17 protein-coding genes are annotated in these 15100 nt (G+C 59.9%); 7 read left to right on the top strand and 10 right to left on the bottom strand.

Annotated elements, in window-relative coordinates; translation table 11 throughout:
- The first annotated feature begins 5 nt into the window (after positions 1 to 5).
- A complete protein-coding gene (cfaB, locus tag N005_RS26640; protein ID WP_047703900.1) occupies positions 6 to 1193 on the top strand; it encodes a C17 cyclopropane fatty acid synthase CfaB in 1188 nt (395 codons plus the stop codon).
- Here cfaB and cls read toward each other — a convergent pair.
- Positions 1190 to 2629, bottom strand: coding sequence for a cardiolipin synthase (cls, locus tag N005_RS26635; RefSeq protein WP_047703899.1), 1440 nt, complete (start codon positions 2627 to 2629; stop codon positions 1190 to 1192). The two genes, cfaB and cls, sit on opposite strands and share 4 nt — an antisense overlap.
- Before the next feature lie 139 nt (positions 2630 to 2768).
- Between cls and N005_RS26630 the strand changes: the two genes are divergently transcribed.
- Positions 2769 to 3290 (top strand): DUF3617 domain-containing protein, encoded by a 522-nt coding sequence (locus N005_RS26630; RefSeq protein WP_047703898.1) that lies wholly within the window; start codon positions 2769 to 2771, stop codon positions 3288 to 3290.
- Between the two features lie 24 nt (positions 3291 to 3314).
- On the opposite strand, the gene N005_RS26625 is transcribed toward N005_RS26630, so the two are convergent.
- The 5 genes from N005_RS26625 to N005_RS26605 all read right to left on the bottom strand — a co-directional run bounded on the left by N005_RS26625 (position 3315) and on the right by N005_RS26605 (position 7134).
- A complete protein-coding gene (locus tag N005_RS26625) occupies positions 3315 to 4190 on the bottom strand; it encodes a metal ABC transporter substrate-binding protein (protein WP_047703897.1) in 876 nt (291 codons plus the stop codon).
- An 11-nt stretch (positions 4191 to 4201) separates the two neighbouring features.
- Positions 4202 to 5068, bottom strand: a complete 867-nt coding sequence (locus N005_RS26620) for a metal ABC transporter permease (RefSeq protein WP_047703896.1) — start codon at positions 5066 to 5068, stop codon at positions 4202 to 4204.
- On the bottom strand, positions 5068 to 5736 hold the full coding sequence (locus N005_RS26615; protein ID WP_047703895.1) for a metal ABC transporter ATP-binding protein: 669 nt from the start codon (positions 5734 to 5736) through the stop codon (positions 5068 to 5070). The genes N005_RS26620 and N005_RS26615 overlap by 1 nt, the downstream gene beginning before the upstream one ends.
- Positions 5733 to 6629 (bottom strand): GTP cyclohydrolase FolE2, encoded by an 897-nt coding sequence (folE2, locus tag N005_RS26610; protein WP_047703894.1) that lies wholly within the window; start codon positions 6627 to 6629, stop codon positions 5733 to 5735. The genes N005_RS26615 and folE2 overlap by 4 nt, the downstream gene beginning before the upstream one ends.
- 115 nt (positions 6630 to 6744) lie before the next feature.
- Positions 6745 to 7134, bottom strand: a complete 390-nt coding sequence (locus N005_RS26605) for a glutamine synthetase (protein ID WP_408003356.1) — start codon at positions 7132 to 7134, stop codon at positions 6745 to 6747.
- A gap of 150 nt (positions 7135 to 7284) precedes the next feature.
- Between N005_RS26605 and zigA the strand changes: the two genes are divergently transcribed.
- Together zigA and N005_RS26595 are read left to right on the top strand one after the other, a co-directional pair.
- Positions 7285 to 8493, top strand: coding sequence for a zinc metallochaperone GTPase ZigA (zigA, locus tag N005_RS26600; RefSeq protein ID WP_047703893.1), 1209 nt, complete (start codon positions 7285 to 7287; stop codon positions 8491 to 8493).
- Positions 8493 to 9143 (top strand): DUF1826 domain-containing protein, encoded by a 651-nt coding sequence (locus tag N005_RS26595; protein WP_047703892.1) that lies wholly within the window; start codon positions 8493 to 8495, stop codon positions 9141 to 9143. Before zigA ends, N005_RS26595 begins: the two co-directional genes overlap by 1 nt.
- Positions 9144 to 9231: 88 nt before the next feature.
- On the opposite strand, the gene N005_RS26590 is transcribed toward N005_RS26595, so the two are convergent.
- Complete coding sequence (locus N005_RS26590) at positions 9232 to 9585, bottom strand: hypothetical protein (protein WP_047703891.1); 354 nt, start codon at positions 9583 to 9585, stop codon at positions 9232 to 9234.
- Between the two features lie 28 nt (positions 9586 to 9613).
- Between N005_RS26590 and N005_RS26585 the strand changes: the two genes are divergently transcribed.
- The gene (locus tag N005_RS26585) at positions 9614 to 10579 is read left to right on the top strand and encodes a CobW family GTP-binding protein (protein ID WP_047703890.1); all 966 of its coding nucleotides are present in this window, start codon (positions 9614 to 9616) and stop codon (positions 10577 to 10579) included.
- A gap of 13 nt (positions 10580 to 10592) precedes the next feature.
- Here N005_RS26585 and N005_RS26580 read toward each other — a convergent pair whose 3' ends face one another.
- Entirely contained in the window at positions 10593 to 11015 is a 423-nt protein-coding gene (locus tag N005_RS26580; RefSeq protein ID WP_047703889.1) for a DUF3301 domain-containing protein, read from the bottom strand.
- Positions 11016 to 11135: 120 nt separating this feature from the next.
- Between N005_RS26580 and pdxY the strand changes: the two genes are divergently transcribed.
- Positions 11136 to 12008 carry a pyridoxal kinase PdxY gene (pdxY, locus tag N005_RS26575; RefSeq protein ID WP_047703888.1) on the top strand — a complete coding sequence of 291 codons (873 nt, stop codon included), beginning with the start codon at positions 11136 to 11138 and terminating at the stop codon, positions 12006 to 12008.
- 118 nt (positions 12009 to 12126) lie between these two features.
- On the opposite strand, the gene N005_RS26570 is transcribed toward pdxY, so the two are convergent.
- Complete coding sequence (locus N005_RS26570; RefSeq protein ID WP_047703887.1) at positions 12127 to 12612, bottom strand: acyl-CoA thioesterase; 486 nt, start codon at positions 12610 to 12612, stop codon at positions 12127 to 12129.
- A 279-nt stretch (positions 12613 to 12891) separates the two neighbouring features.
- On the opposite strand from N005_RS26570, the gene N005_RS26565 reads away from it, so the two are divergent.
- Positions 12892 to 14655 carry a cation:proton antiporter gene (locus N005_RS26565; protein ID WP_047703886.1) on the top strand — a complete coding sequence of 588 codons (1764 nt, stop codon included), beginning with the start codon at positions 12892 to 12894 and terminating at the stop codon, positions 14653 to 14655.
- 13 nt (positions 14656 to 14668) lie between these two features.
- On the opposite strand, the gene N005_RS26560 is transcribed toward N005_RS26565, so the two are convergent.
- Positions 14669 to 15076 carry an SMI1/KNR4 family protein gene (locus N005_RS26560; protein ID WP_047703885.1) on the bottom strand — a complete coding sequence of 136 codons (408 nt, stop codon included), beginning with the start codon at positions 15074 to 15076 and terminating at the stop codon, positions 14669 to 14671.
- Positions 15077 to 15100: the final 24 nt, after the last annotated feature.

The raw sequence follows: 15100 nt of genomic DNA, 5'->3' as shown, positions 1-15100 counted from the left end.
ACTTCATGCTCGCGCAACTTCCACCGGCCTTACAGAATCTCCAACTATCGCTTCGGCTGCGACTCTGGGACGGCCATGAATTCACGCTGGGTGCCGATCCCAGCGTCACGATCGTGGTCAAGGACCCACAGATGGTCGCGCAACTCACCCATCCCAGCCTGGACGCGCTGGGGGCGGCGTTTGTCGAAGGCAAGCTCGAACTCGAAGGCTCGATCAGCGAAGTGATCCGGGTCTGCGATGAATGGAGTCAGGCGCTGGTGGACGAAGACGGCGACAACCAGCCGGTACGTTCAGTCCACGACAAGGAAACCGACGCCAAGGCGATTTCCTATCACTACGACCTTTCCAACGCGTTTTATCAACTGTGGCTCGACAGCGACATGGCCTATTCCTGCGCCTATTTCGAGACGGGCAGCGAAAGCATCGAGCAGGCCCAACAAGCCAAGTTCCGCCACCTGTGCCGGAAACTGCGCCTGCAGCCCGGTGAGTACCTGCTGGATGTCGGCTGTGGCTGGGGTGGTTTGGCGCGTTATGCGGCGCGGGAGTTCGGCGTCAAGGTATTTGGAATCACCTTGAGCAAGGCGCAACTTTCCCTGGCCCGGGAGCGGGTCAAAGCGGAGGGCCTGGAGGATCAGGTGGAGTTGCAGTTACTGGATTATCGGGACCTCCCGCAGGACGGTCGCTTCGACAAGGTGGTCAGCGTCGGCATGTTCGAGCACGTGGGCCACGCCAATCTGGAACAGTACTGCAAGACGCTGTTTGGCGCGGTCCGCGAGGGTGGGCTGGTGATGAACCATGGCATCACGGCCAAACACACCGATGGCCGTCCGGTCGGCCGTGGCGCAGGGGATTTTATCGAGAAGTACGTTTTTCCCAATGGCGAGCTGCCGCACCTGTCGATGATTTCAGCGCAGATCAGCGAGGCAGGGTTGGAGATTGTCGATGTGGAGAGCTTGCGCCTGCACTACGCACGCACGCTGGATCATTGGAGCGAGCGGCTCGAAGACAATCTGGAGGCCGCGTCGAAAGAGGTGCCGGAGCAGGCGCTGCGGATCTGGCGTCTGTACCTGGCCGGATGCGCCTATGCGTTCGCCAAGGGCTGGATCAATCTGCATCAGATCCTGGCAGTGAAGGCCTACGCCGATGGCAGCCATGATTTGCCCTGGACCCGCGACGATATCTACACACCTTAAAGAATCGGCGAAATAAGCCGGGCAACCCGCATGCCGACCTTCTGCAGGCGGTGGGTTTCCCGGCTTTCCTCTTTGGCGATTTCGCGGGCTTGAGCGAAGTCTCTTTCAAGCATCTGCTCGACCTCGGTGGCGAACGGAATATCCACCGTCAGCAGCATCACTTCGAAATTCAACCGGAACGAACGATTGTCCAGGTTGGCGCTGCCGATGGCGCTGATTTCCCGGTCGATCAGTACTACTTTCTGATGCAGGAAACCGGGCTCGTAGCGGAAGACGCGCACACCGGCGCGCACCGCTTCGAATGCATACAGGCTGGAAGCGGCGTAGACGATCTTATGGTCCGGTCGTGAAGGCAATAGGATGCGCACATCCACCCCGCGCAGCACCGCCAGGCGTAACGCAGCGAATACCGACTCGTCGGGAATGAAGTAGGGCGTGGTGATCCAGACCCGTTCGCTGGCCGCATGGATGGCTTCGACGAAAAAAAGCGAGCAGGTTTCCTGGGCATCGGCCGGACCGCTGGCCAGCAACTGACAGAGCACGCCGTCATCGGGGTAGGTGTCCGGCAGGATCAGCGGCGGTAGCGAACGGGCAGCCCAGAACCAGTCTTCGGCAAACGACTCCTGCATGCTCGCCACTACGGGGCCGCGCACTTCGACATGGGTGTCTCGCCACGGCGACAATGGCGGCATTTCCCCCAAGTATTCATCGCCCACATTGTGCCCACCGACGAAGCCCAATACGCCGTCCACCGCAACGATCTTGCGGTGGTTGCGAAAATTGACCTGGAAGCGATTGAGCCAGCCACTGCGGGTCGCGAATGCCTTGACGTGAATACCTCCGTCGCGCAACGCCTGGACATAGCGATGGGGCAGGGAGTGGCTGCCGATCCGGTCATACAACAGATACACCGCAACCCCCTCGGCGGCTTTCTTCAGGAGTAGCGCTTGCAGGCGCCGACCCAGTCGGTCGTCGTGAATGATGAAGAACTGGATCAGCACAGCTTCCCGGGCGTTATCGATAGCTCGGAAAATGGCTTCGAAGGTGTCGTGACCGTTGACGAGCAGACGTACCTCGTTGTTCGCCAGGCAGGGCGTCCGGCCCAGTTTGGGCATGGCCCGTAGCGAGGCGTAGGCCTGTGAGGCACGGGCAGTCAGGGCCTCTTCGACCCAGGGGCGCCAGTTCAGCTCGGACACGGCCTTGCGCATTTCTTCGTTGGCTTGGCGGCGTGCCTTGATGTAGCCGTCGAAGGTACTGCGGCCAAATACCAGATAAGGAATCAACGTCAGGTAGGGAATAAACACCAGGGACAGGGCCCAGGCAATCGAGCCTTGGGCGGTGCGTACCGTCAGGACCGCATGCACCGCGGCGATGGAACCCAGGGTATGAAGCAATGCAATCAGGTAACCGAAAACATGCGGTCCAAAATAATCCATGGGCAGCCTTGCTCCTGAAGTTCAATGCTTAACAGACCATGTTCCATGGCGAATGTCGCTATTTAATTCACTGTCGCCGAGCCTGAACCGAAGCCTGTGGGTGGCGTCTAACGGCCACTTGTCCTCTGGAGTTCTTGCAATGAATGTTCGTCTGCTGGGTTTGGCCTTGGCGGTTGGCTTATCGGTTCCTGTGGCGGCTCAGGCGCAGATGCTTCAGCCAGGTTTGTGGGAGCTGACTACGAGCAATATGAAAGTCGATAACCAGAACCTGCCAGACCTGCAACTGATCCTCGGCCAGTTGCAGAACCAGATCACCCCGGAGCAACGGGCGATGCTGGAAAAGCAGGGCATTACCATGGGCGGGAAGGGGATCCGGGTATGCCTGACGCCGGCGCAGGTCCAGACCAATGACATTCCGCTGCAGGATCCGCAATCGGGGTGCAAACAGCAGATCACCGAGCGTACCGGTAATCAGTGGAAATTTCGCTTCAGCTGCCCGAAAGCCCAGGGCAACGGTATCGCCACATTCCAGAGCGATCGGGAATTCACCACCAAGGTCAACGGCACCTTCAATGCCACCGGCATCCAGCAGAATGGCAGCCTCGATACCCGTGCCGTGTGGTTGGGGCAGGATTGCGGAACGGTCAAGCCGAGAGCTTGACCGCTGCGCAGGTGACGCGGATGGCTACGGTTTGGCCAAGGCGTCGTACAGTGTCTTGAGGTTGTATTCGAACAGGCCGGTGAAAGTACTGGCCGGCCCGCTGGCGGCGAGGGCGTCGGAATACAGCGTGCCGCCGATGTGTGCGCCGCTTTCATCGGCGATCTGCTTGAGCAGGCGGGTGTCCTTGATGTTCTCCATGAACACCGCTTTGACGTGCGCCTGACGAATCTGGGTAATCAGCGCTGCGACTTCGGCCGCCGACGGTTCGCGCTCAGTGGACAATCCCTGGGGTGCAATGAAGTCGATGCCATAGGCCTGACCCAGGTAACCGAATGCATCGTGGGACGTCACGATCTTGCGGTCACCGGGCGGCAGGGAACCGAGCTTGGCCTTGGCATCCGCGAGCAGCGCATAGATCTTCTTCAAGTACGCTTGGCTGTTGCGCTCATAGTCAGCTTTGTTGGCCGGGTCGGCGGCTTCCAGCGCCTTGGTGATGTTGTGCACATATAGCTCGGCGTTCGCCAGGTTGTGCCACGCGTGCGGGTCGGGGATGGTCTCACCGTCTTCGTCCAGCGACCGTGGGATCACGCCGCGACTGGCACTGATGACCGGGGCGCGGGTTTCCGTGCTGGTGACCAGGCGATCCAGCCACGGCTCGAAGCCCAATCCATTCTTGATGATCAATTTTGCGCCGAGCAGCGCCTTGGCATCGTCCGGCGTCGGTTCGTACGTGTGCGCATCGGCATCCGCTCCGACCATGTTGGTGATCTGGATATGCTCGCCACCGACCTGTCGGGTCATATCGGCGAGAATGCTGAAGCTGGTGACCACCTGAAGTTTCTCGGCGGCGGACAAGGACATCGACAGCATCAGACTGAACAGCACGAGCAGGGCGCGCATCGGGGAACACCTCATGGGGATGTGAGCAAGGGCGGGCGGTGCAGCAGACCGTGCACCGGACCGAATATCACGGACAACAGATACAACACTCCCGCAACCAGCACGATGGCCGGGCCGCTGGGCAGGGAGAAATAGAAGGACAGCAACAGGCCGAACCAGACCGAGAGGCAGCCGAACAGCGCCGCGATGGCTATCAGGGCCGGCAAGCGACGGCTCCAGAACCGCGAGGAAGCGGCCGGCAACATCATCAGGCCGACCACCATGAGAGCGCCAATCGCCTGGAAGCCGATCACCAGGTTCAACACCACCAGTGTCAGGAATACACCGTGGGCCAACGGGCCGAGACGGCTGACGGTTTGCAGGAACAGCGGATCCAGGGTGTCGAGCAACAGCGGGCGGTAGATCAGCGCCATGGCAATCAGGCTGGCCGCCGATACCCAAAGCATGCCGGTCAGGGTCGGGCCGTCCACCGCCAAGGCCGAACCGAACAACAGGTGCAGCAGATCCAGGCGTTTACCGGCCATGCCGAGGATCAACACCCCGGCTGCCAGAGAGATGGGATAAATCGCTGCGAGGCTGGCGTCTTCCCGCAGGCCGGTCCGGCGCGTCACCCAAGCCGCGAGCCCGGCCATGCCCAGGCCCGCGCCGAGGCCTCCCAACGTCAAGGCCGGCAGGCTCAACCCGGCGAACCAGAAGCCCAACGCTGCTCCGGGCAGAATACCGTGAGCAACGGCGTCGCCGATCAGGCTCATGCGACGCAGGATCAGAAATACTCCCAACGGCGCCGTGCTGCAGGCCAATACCAGGCCACCGAGCAAAGCCCTGCGCATGAAGACGAATTCCTGAAAGGGCTGCCAAAGGTGGGTGGCCGCGAGCATCAAGCCACCTTCATATGAGGTTGTTGGGTGATCACATCGACGCTGCGTCCCAACGTGCAGCCCGCGTGGCTGACCAATAAGGTGTGGGGGATATGCTGGCGTACGGCGGCAAGGTCGTGACACACCACCACCAGGGTACGGCCCTCGGCATGCCAGCCATGAATGTGCTTCCACAACAGTGCCTGGCCTTCTTCGTCGAGTGCCGCATGGGGCTCATCGAGCAACAGCAATGGCGCTTCGGCCAGGCTAAGGCGAGCGAGCAGGGCGCGCTGTAATTCGCCTCCGGACAACGCCATGAGCGGACGATTCTCCAGCCCAGTCAGAGCCCAGTTCTCCAGCACCGTTCCGAGTCGCCGGCTTCGCTCGGCTGGTGTCTGTCGGCTTCCCCAGGCCCCTGCGGCCACCAACTCTTGAAGGCTGATGGGAAATTGTCGATCCAGGTGTTGCTGCTGGGGCAGGAACGACACGCCGCCCCGACGTGGAACTGTCAGTGTGATCGTGCCGGACAGAGGCTTTTGCAGCCCGGCAAGGACTTTCAGCAGGCTGCTCTTGCCCGAGCCGTTGGCGCCGATAATCGCCGTCAAGCTGCCCGCAGGGCGCTCCAAGTACAACTCGGGTGTAAGAGGATGTCCCGGCGGGCCCCAGCGCAAAGCCTGGCAATTGATCATGCTGCCTCCCGAGCCCAGCGGCTCTGAGCCACGGCGTCGTGGGCATGCAGGCTTTCTGCGTGAACGACGCGCACATTGAGAGCCATAACGTCGGGAGACTGTCTCAAGGCCAGGCTCAGTCGTCGCGCAGCGTCCTCGCAGAACATCAGGTTCTGGCCATTGGCGAGGGCGAATGCTTGTTCGTCGGCGCGTTTGACTGCGGTTTGTACTGCGGTACCCAAGGCTGCTTCAGCTTGGTTGATGAATGCCGACAGCGGCAGATGGTTGATACCTGGATCCAACCGAACCTTCAGAGACGCGAAGCTGCGTTGACTGTGGGGAGTGGCCGCGATGCCTTCCGTAGAACCCAGCCAGGCCAGAACCTCTCCGTGTTCCACGGCTTTATTGGCGAAATCCTCTACGAATTGCTGCTGGATCAATTGTCTGGCAAGAGCAGCCGAGCATGGACAGGTGGATGAATAAGGAAGCTGGATGTTCAGTTCCACGTGGAACACTTCGTGTTTCAGCTGAGCTTCGATACTTATGGGATAGCGCTTCCAACCTGATAGTGGACTGACGAGGGCAGGACGCTTGAGCATCAGTTCGGTATGAATGATCAGGGATGCAGCTTGGGACAGGCCCTCATGGCTTTCCAGGAATTGTTGCAGGGTACGGTGCAACAGCGGAGGAGACAGTGGCGAATTTTCCAGCGTCTCCAATGCCAGGTACAGGCGGGACATATGAATGCCGCGAGCTTCTTCATCGTCGAGACTGACGCCAAGGTCAGCAGTGGCGCTCAATTGTTGACCGTCGATCAGTACAGGTAAGGCGACGCCGCACATACCCACCCAATCGAGAGGCAAGGCTTGGCGCGAAGCTTGGGCAGCAATGTCCGGAAGCGTAAACGCGTTCATGATCAAGATCCGTCATGGGTTCGATTTTAATGTTATAGTGTAACAATAAAATCGACCAGATCTTTTTCATGAATAGAGTTTCATGCTGCTCTTCACGTTCGTTCCACGTGAAACATCAGCGCGATTCCTGGCAGCCATTCACGCGTCCGCAGATGAATTTACCGGCGGAACCTCCCGAGCTGGAAAAGCGATTCAGTGTTGTCCAACCGACACGGCGGCTATAGCCGACCCAGGCTTCACCGTCGGAGGCCAAGCCCGTGAAGAAGGTCAACTGCCCATAACGGCTGGTGGTTTGCGCCCAATGACGCTTTCCCATCGCCTCGAAACCGCGCAAATAAACCGTATTCCCGGCCGTCATCACGCTGTAGGCATTCCCTTGCTCATCAGAACAGGCGAGCAAGTTCGCGCTGCGAGTGCAGTTTGCCAATAACGGGGTTTGGGCAGAGGCCGGCATGGCGCCGGACAGCAGCAGGCCTGCGAATACGAATTTCAAAAGAATGCGCATCAACGGTTCTCAATCAGTTGGATCTCGGGCTAGCGAGAATTTATCGTTATAGTATAACATTAACTGAGCCGCCTTGACCGAGCGGCAGCCTGACAACCTGCGCCGCAAAAACACGTCTTCCAACACGGCCGCCCGATGAGGATATACCTGATGCCCAATCGTCTCCCCGTAACTGTGCTCTCCGGGTTTCTCGGTGCCGGCAAGAGCACGCTGCTTAATCATGTCCTGCGCAATCGTGACAACCTGCGTGTGGCGGTGATCGTCAACGATATGAGCGAAATCAACATCGACGGCAGCGAAGTTCAGCGTGATGTCAGCTTGAATCGCTCCGAAGAAAAGCTGGTGGAGATGAGCAACGGATGCATTTGCTGCACGCTGCGTGAGGATCTGCTCGAAGAGGTCGGGCAACTCGCCAGGGAAGGGCGCTTTGATTACCTGCTGATTGAATCCACCGGTATTTCCGAGCCCCTGCCGGTGGCTGAGACCTTCACCTTCCGCGACGAAGAAGGTCGAAGCCTGGCTGATGTCGCGCGGCTCGACACCATGGTGACGGTGGTCGACGGGGTGAACTTCCTGCCGGATTTCCAGGCGGCCGAGAACCTGGCATCACGGGGCGAAATCCTGGGAGAGGAAGATGAGCGTTCGATCACGGATCTGCTGATCGAGCAGATCGAGTTCGCCGATGTGATTCTGATCAGCAAGATCGATCTGATCAGCCGCCACGAGCGAGAAGAGCTGATGGCTATCCTCAAGCGTCTCAATGCTCACGCGAAGATTATGCCCATGGTCATGGGGCAGGTGCCGCTGGGAGAAATCCTCGACACCGGTCGCTTCGATTTCGAACGCGCGGCTCAAGCCCCCGGCTGGCTGCAGGAGTCGCGTGGCGAGCACGTACCTGAAACCGAGGAATACGGCATCGCTTCGACAGCCTACCGGGCGCGTGGACCCTTTCATCCCCAGCGTTTCTTCGACCTGATCGAACGACCCTGGATCAACGGCAAGCTGCTGCGCTCCAAAGGCTTCTTCTGGCTGGCCAGCAAACCCGAGGAGGCGGGCAGTTGGTCCCAGGCCGGTGGGTTGATGCGACATGGTTTTGCCGGGCGTTGGTGGCGGTTCGTGCCCAAGGATCAATGGCCTCAGGATGCGGAAAGCACCGCCGCCATCATGAAGAACTGGTTACCCGGCACTGGGGATTGCCGTCAGGAGTTGGTATTCATCGGCCAGAACATCGACTTCGAACTGCTCACCGAGGAACTGGACGGGTGCCTGCTCACGGAGGCGGAAATGTCCCTGGGCATCGAGGGGTGGCGCTTGTTGCCCGATCCGTTCGGCTCCTGGCATGACGAGGTCGCGGCGTGATGCTGGCGCCCAGTCTGAAACGAGCGCCCCAGGTTCGGCAGGTCCAGGGCGATACACCGCGGACCCTGGCGCAGATTCTGGAGGACGGTACCAATCTGGCGGTCTGGCAGCGCCAGCTTCCGGCGCACATCAGTGATTTTGCGGCATTGGTGCTTTCAATGGATCAACCGCTGGCCGAGTCGCTGGTGCTCGATATGCCTGAAGAGGACACTCAACCTGAGTTGAAGGGACTTGCCGCCGGCTTCAGCGATCTGCATGGCTATGAAGGTTTCATTGCCGATGTCGCTTGGCTGGTCAGCGCTTTTGCCTGCCTGCTGGGCGCCAAGCGGGTCGGCCTGCGCCTGCGAACGCTGGACAAGGCCATGTGCCCGCGCTTTCACGTCGACCATGTACCAGTGCGGCTGATCACAACATATGCCGGTGCTGGCAGCGAATGGCTCGAGGAAGGCGTCATGGATCGTCGCCGGCTGGCTCAACCTGACGCCGAGCCCCGCGATCCGCAGTTGATCCAGCAGCTTTGCAGTGGCGAAGTGGCGTTGCTCAAGGGGGAGAAGTGGCTGGGCAACGAAGGCTTCGGCCTGATTCATCGCTCGCCGGAGCCGGCCCCGGGGGAACGCCGGTTGATCCTCACGCTGGACTGGCTGGCCTGAAACCTGAGCTCTGTATGAAAGGCCTTGCTACTCGGTGATGCTGCGTTGAAAACAGCCTGACCTTCGTCTCAAGACTTTCACTCAGAGCCTAAGGCTTGAGCCAGGTACCCTGGCTTTTCCCTTCACAAAACGGCTTGAGATAAGCGACATCGGTGGCTACGCCGTAATAGTGAATATCCTGGCGGTAAGGCATATTGGCGACCTGGGCGTTCCTGCAGATGCCAAAGGCACCGCCGGGACACTGATCGACGTATTGCACCTCGACTTTCTGCCCGGCAAGGTTTGGTTGGCAGAAGCCGTCGGCGAACAGCTTGGGTGGGATGTTGCGATTCTGCTGGCAGACTTGCACATCGAGCCGTTCTGCCTGACTGTGGACCACGCAAGCCTGGGCCAGTGCCTGGTCCGAAATCAGCGCCAACAAGCACCAACCGATTATCCGCATCGTTCACCTCCATCAAAAGTCGCCGAGTATGTTGCAGAACATCCCCACCCATGTCATTGCCGGTTCTTTGGGGGCTGGCAAGACCAGCCTGATCAGGCAACTGCTGGCCCAGCGCCCGGCCGATGAGCGCTGGGCGGTGCTGATCAACGAGTTCGGCCAGATCGGCCTGGATGCCGCCTTGCTGACTCAGGCGGCCGATGGTATCGCACTGGGAGAGGTGGCTGGGGGCTGCTTGTGCTGTGTCAACGGTGCGCCGTTTCAGATCGGTCTCGGCCGTCTGTTGCGCAAGGCGCGACCGGACCGCCTGTTTATCGAGCCGTCCGGCCTGGGCCATCCTGCGCAATTGCTGCGACAACTCCAGCAGGCGCCGTGGCTCGGCGTGCTGGCGCTCCAGCCCTGCGTGATGGTCCTGGATGCCCAGGCGCTGGCCCAGGGCAGACCTTTACCCGAGGCGCAGCAGCAAGCGCTGGCCGATGCCGGACTGCTGGTGCTGAACAAGTCCGAAGGCCTCAGTGAAACCGACCGTGACCGCGTTACTATCCAACTACCGCCTCTTGCGCAGCACTGGACGCAACAGTCTGCATTGCCCCTCGACAGGCTGCCGGGATTTGCTGTGCGGGGCAGTGGCGCCGTGGATAACTTGAATCTACCCAAGGGTGTGGACCAGATGCCGGCGATCTGGACCGATCCGACGTTACCGATCTGCTTGCATCAGCAGCGGGAAGAGGGTTGGAGCATCGGCTGGCGTTGGCACTCGAGCCAGCGTTTCGACCCGTCGGCCCTGACGCGTTGGCTGCAAGGCGGCAACTGGGGGCGGGCGAAGCTGGTTATCCACAGTGTCGACGGTTGGGTATCGGCCAATGCACTGGATGGGGGGCAACTGACTTGGCAAGCCAGCGAATGGCGCCAGGATTCGCGGCTCGAACTGATTTTCACCAGGTCGCAGGACGTTGAAGCGCTGCAAGCCGGCCTGGCGAACTGCCGGCTTCCCTGAAATCAGAGCTGTTTCAAGGCTTCCACTTGTTATGTTCCTGGCGCCACTGGCTCAACTCGATGACCTCGGCCCGAGGCCGGGTCTGGATCGGTTCAACCGGCGCTTCAGATGTTTCTTCAAAAGGCATCGGATAGGGCGCGAGTTCAATCTGCGCGCTGTGGGCACCAAACTGGGTAATGGTGCCTGCATGACGGGATTCACCGGTGACGGTGAACTCGAAATTGTAGACACGGGCCAGCCTTCGCCGCCCGCTGCCATCCTTCACGAAGCCGATCTTCTTCAGCGCTACGTTGCCGTCCAGCAGCTCGATCTTGAGGTTGGCGCAATGCTGCACGACCCTCGCCAGGGCCCGTTCGCGCAAGCCATGGTTGTGCCACAACCAGGCGCCGCCGGTAGCCAGCAGCATCAGCACGAAAATGTTTCCAAGAGTCAGCATGAACGAAGTGCTCCCACAAGTTGCTATCAGCTTAACTGTGTCGCCGGTCTGTCGTACAGGCTGCGTTTAGTCGCATACTGCGCGGCTTGAATTTCAATCGTTTTACGGAAAACCCTCCCCATGAAACGGACGCCTCATCTGCTTGCCATCCAATCCCATGTGGTATTCGGCCACGCAGGCAACAGCGCTGCGGTATTTCCCATGCAGCGTATCGGCGTGAATGTCTGGCCGCTCAATACCGTGCAATTCTCCAATCACACCCAGTACGGCCAATGGGCCGGCGAAGTGCTCGCGCCGCAGCAGATACCGGCATTGGTCGAAGGCATCGCAGCGATTGGTGAACTGGGCAATTGCGACGGCGTGCTGTCCGGCTATCTGGGCAGTGCCGCCCAAGGGCGAGCGATTCTGACGGGCGTGGCTCGAATCAAGGCCGCCAACCCCAGGGCGCTGTATCTGTGCGATCCGGTCATGGGGCACCCGGAGAAGGGTTGTATCGTGGCGCCCGAGGTCAGTGAGTTCCTGTTGGATGAGGCGGCGGCGGTGGCAGACCTCATGTGTCCGAATCAACTGGAACTGGACAGCTTCTCTGGGCGCAGGGCGCAGTCGCTGCTCGATTGCGTCGCCATGGCTCGCGCACTCATGGCGCGCGGACCGAAGGCGGTCCTGGTCAAGCACCTGGCCTACCTCGGCAAGCCCGAGGATCGCTTCGAAATGCTGCTGGTGACTGCCGATGGCAGCTGGCACTTGAGCCGTCCCTTGCTGGCGTTCCCTCGCCAGCCAGTGGGCGTGGGTGACCTGACGTCGGGGCTGTTCCTGGCGCGGGTCCTGTTGGGAGACAGCCTGGTGGCGGCCTTCGAGTTCGCCGCGGCGGCGGTGCACGAGGTGCTGTTGGAAACCCAGGCGTGCGCCAGCTATGAGTTGGAGCTGATCCGGGCCCAGGACCGGATCGCTCATCCACGGGTGCGGTTCGAGGCGGTGCCGATCAATTTTTGATCAATGCCGGCCCCCTGTGGGAGCGAGCTTGCTCGCGATGGCGGTGAATCAGCCAACATCAATGCCGACTGATCCGTCGCTATCGCGAGCAAACTCGCTCCTACATGTTATCTGCCTGTTAAGGCCCGTCCGCCTTGATCTCCTGGTAACGCCTCTCCAGTTCCTGACGGATCTGCCGGCGCTGCTGCGCCTGCTCGTAGCGGCGTTTTGCTTCGCTGTTCTGCGGTTGCAAGGGTGGGACTGTCGCGGGTTTACGCTGGTCATCCACCGCAACCATGGTGAAGAAACAGCTGTTGGTGTGGCGTACCGAGCGTTCGCGGATGTTTTCGGTCACGACCTTGATGCCGACTTCCATCGATGTGTTGCCGGTGTAGTTCACCGACGCCAGGAAGGTCACCAATTCGCCGACATGGATGGGTTCGCGAAAGATCACCTGATCCACCGACAAGGTCACCACGTAGCGTCCCGCATAACGGCTGGCACAAGCGTAGGCGACTTCGTCGAGGTATTTGAGCAGGGTGCCGCCATGGACATTGCCAGAGAAGTTGGCCATATCGGGGGTCATCAACACCGTCATCGACAGTTGGGCGTTTCCGGGTTCCATAACGTACTCACGGTTCAAGGCAGCAATTCAGGGAGTGCGCCTCTGCGGACGCTGGTCGCTGGCCCATAGGCCATCAGGTTTTTCAAAACCACCGATATCGGGACGCTGCGCCTGTGGTCGCCGTCACGCGTCGATGGATCTGTTTCCATATATTGCACCGTCTTTTTGTCGGAAGTCGCGGTGTTAACCTGCAAAAGCCCATCGCAAGGGCATTTCCTACAAAGGAAGTGGGCTTATCCAGCTTGGCGATGAGTCATATTTGATCAGGGAGCCCGACCGATGCATGCCATCAATTTCATACAAGACCTGGCGATCATCATGATGGCAGCCGGGTTGGTGACCGTGCTCTTCCATCGTTTCAAGCAACCGGTGGTGCTGGGCTACATCGTTGCCGGCTTTCTCATCGGCCCGCATACGCCGCCGTTCGGCTTCATCCATGATGAAGACACCATCAAGACCCTCGCCGAGCTGGGTGTGATCTTCCTCATGTTCTGCCTGGGCCTGGAGTTCAGCCTGCGCAAGTTGTTCAAGGTCGGCGCCACGGCATTTATCGCGGCGTTCCTCGAAATCGTGCTGATGATCTGGATCGGCTATGAGATCGGTCGCTGGTTCGACTGGAGTACCATGGACTCACTGTTCCTGGGCGCGATCCTGGCCATCTCCTCGACCACGATCATCGTCAAGGCGCTCAACGACCTGAAGATGAAGAACGAACGCTTCGCGCAGCTGATCTTTGGCGTGCTGATCGTCGAAGACATCCTGGGCATCGGCATCATCGCCTTGTTATCGAGCATCGCTGTCAGCGGAACGGTGAGCTCCGGCGAAGTATTCTCCACCGTCGGCAAGCTGTCCCTGTTCATGATCGTCGCGCTGGTCGTCGGCATCCTGCTGGTGCCGAGGCTGCTGGCCTACGTGGCGAAGTTCGACAGCAACGAGATGTTGCTGATCACCGTGTTGGGCCTGTGTTTCGGCTTCTGCCTGCTGGTGGTGAAACTGGAATACAGCATGGTGCTCGGCGCGTTCCTGATCGGAGCGATCATGGCCGAGTCCCGGCAGTTGCTGAAAATCGAGCGGCTGGTAGAGCCGGTGCGAGATCTGTTCAGCGCGATTTTTTTCGTGGCCATAGGCTTGATGCTCGACCCGGCCATATTGTTGCAATACGCCTGGCCGATTGCCGTGATCACGGCGGCCGTGGTGCTGGGCAAGATGTTGTCCTGCGGCCTCGGCGCCTTCATCGCCGGCAACGATGGACGCACCTCACTGCGGGTCGGGATGGGGCTTTCGCAGATTGGCGAGTTCTCCTTCATCATCGCCTCACTGGGAATGACACTGCAGGTCACCAGTGACTTCCTCTATCCGGTAGCGGTCGCCGTCTCGGTGCTGACCACACTGTCGACGCCTTATTTGATCCGCGCCGCTGATCCGTTGTCCCTCAAGTTGGCAGCAGTCATGCCACAACGGCTGACGCGTGTGTTGGGCATGTACGGTGAATGGCTGCGCAGTATCCAGCCCCAGGGCGAAGGGGCGTTGGTCGCGTCGATGATCAGGCGGATCCTGTTGCAGGTGGGCATCAACCTGGCACTGGTCATCGCGATTTTTGTGTCGGGCGGGTATTTCGCCGAGCGGATGTCGATCTACGTGCAAGACTGGATCAGCGACCCGAGCTGGCAGAAAGCGTTGATCTGGGGCGGGGCATTGCTGTTGTCGCTGCCCTTCCTGATCGCTGCCTATCGCAAGCTCAAGGCACTGTCGATGCTGCTGGCGGAGATGGGCGTGAAGGCCGAGATGGCCGGTCGTCATACCCAGCGGGTGCGACGGGTGATCGCCGAAGTGATCCCGATCCTCTCGCTGCTGGTGATTTTCCTGCTATTGGCCGCCTTGTCGGCCAGCATCCTGCCAACCAACAAGTTGCTGGTGTTGATCGCCGTGGTGGCGACTGCCGTGGCGGCATTGCTCTGGCGCTGGTTTGTCCGCTTGCATACCAGGATGCAGGTGGCCTTGATGGAAACCCTGGACAACCACAAGGAGTCGTCCGGGCATTGATCCCTGAGGCTGATCAGCTTTCCAGCCAGACGTCCCGTGCCCAGTGCCAGACGGACTCCCAGGTTTCTTCGGCAACCAGTTCTTCTTCGGCTTGCCAGAGCACCACGGTGCCGTCTTCTTCGACGCAGTAATAATCGTCGCCGTCCTGGCAGATCGGGATCAGGCTGCGGTCAACACCTGCATCCCAGGCAGTGGCAGCCACTTCCGGCAGGTAGGTATGGGAATTGGGATCGGTAACGGTGACCGGTTCCAGGCTGCCATAGATGACATCGCTGACGGTCAGCAAAAACTCCCTGAAGACGAACGGGATATCGATGAACAACTGCTCTTCGATCTCTACCAGCAAGTCTTCGTCGGGCAACTCCAGTGGAACCGGTACCGGTTCGTTGGCTTCACGCAATTGTTCGATGATTTCTTCCACGTCCGGGTGTCCTCTTTCTCGATG

Origin of the sequence: Pseudomonas mediterranea CFBP 5447 (genome assembly GCF_000774145.1) — a bacterium.
GTDB classification, from domain to species: Bacteria; Pseudomonadota; Gammaproteobacteria; order Pseudomonadales; family Pseudomonadaceae; genus Aquipseudomonas; species Aquipseudomonas mediterranea.
Note: the sequence above shows the minus strand (reverse complement) of the source record. Positions and strands in the feature narration are given on the sequence as shown.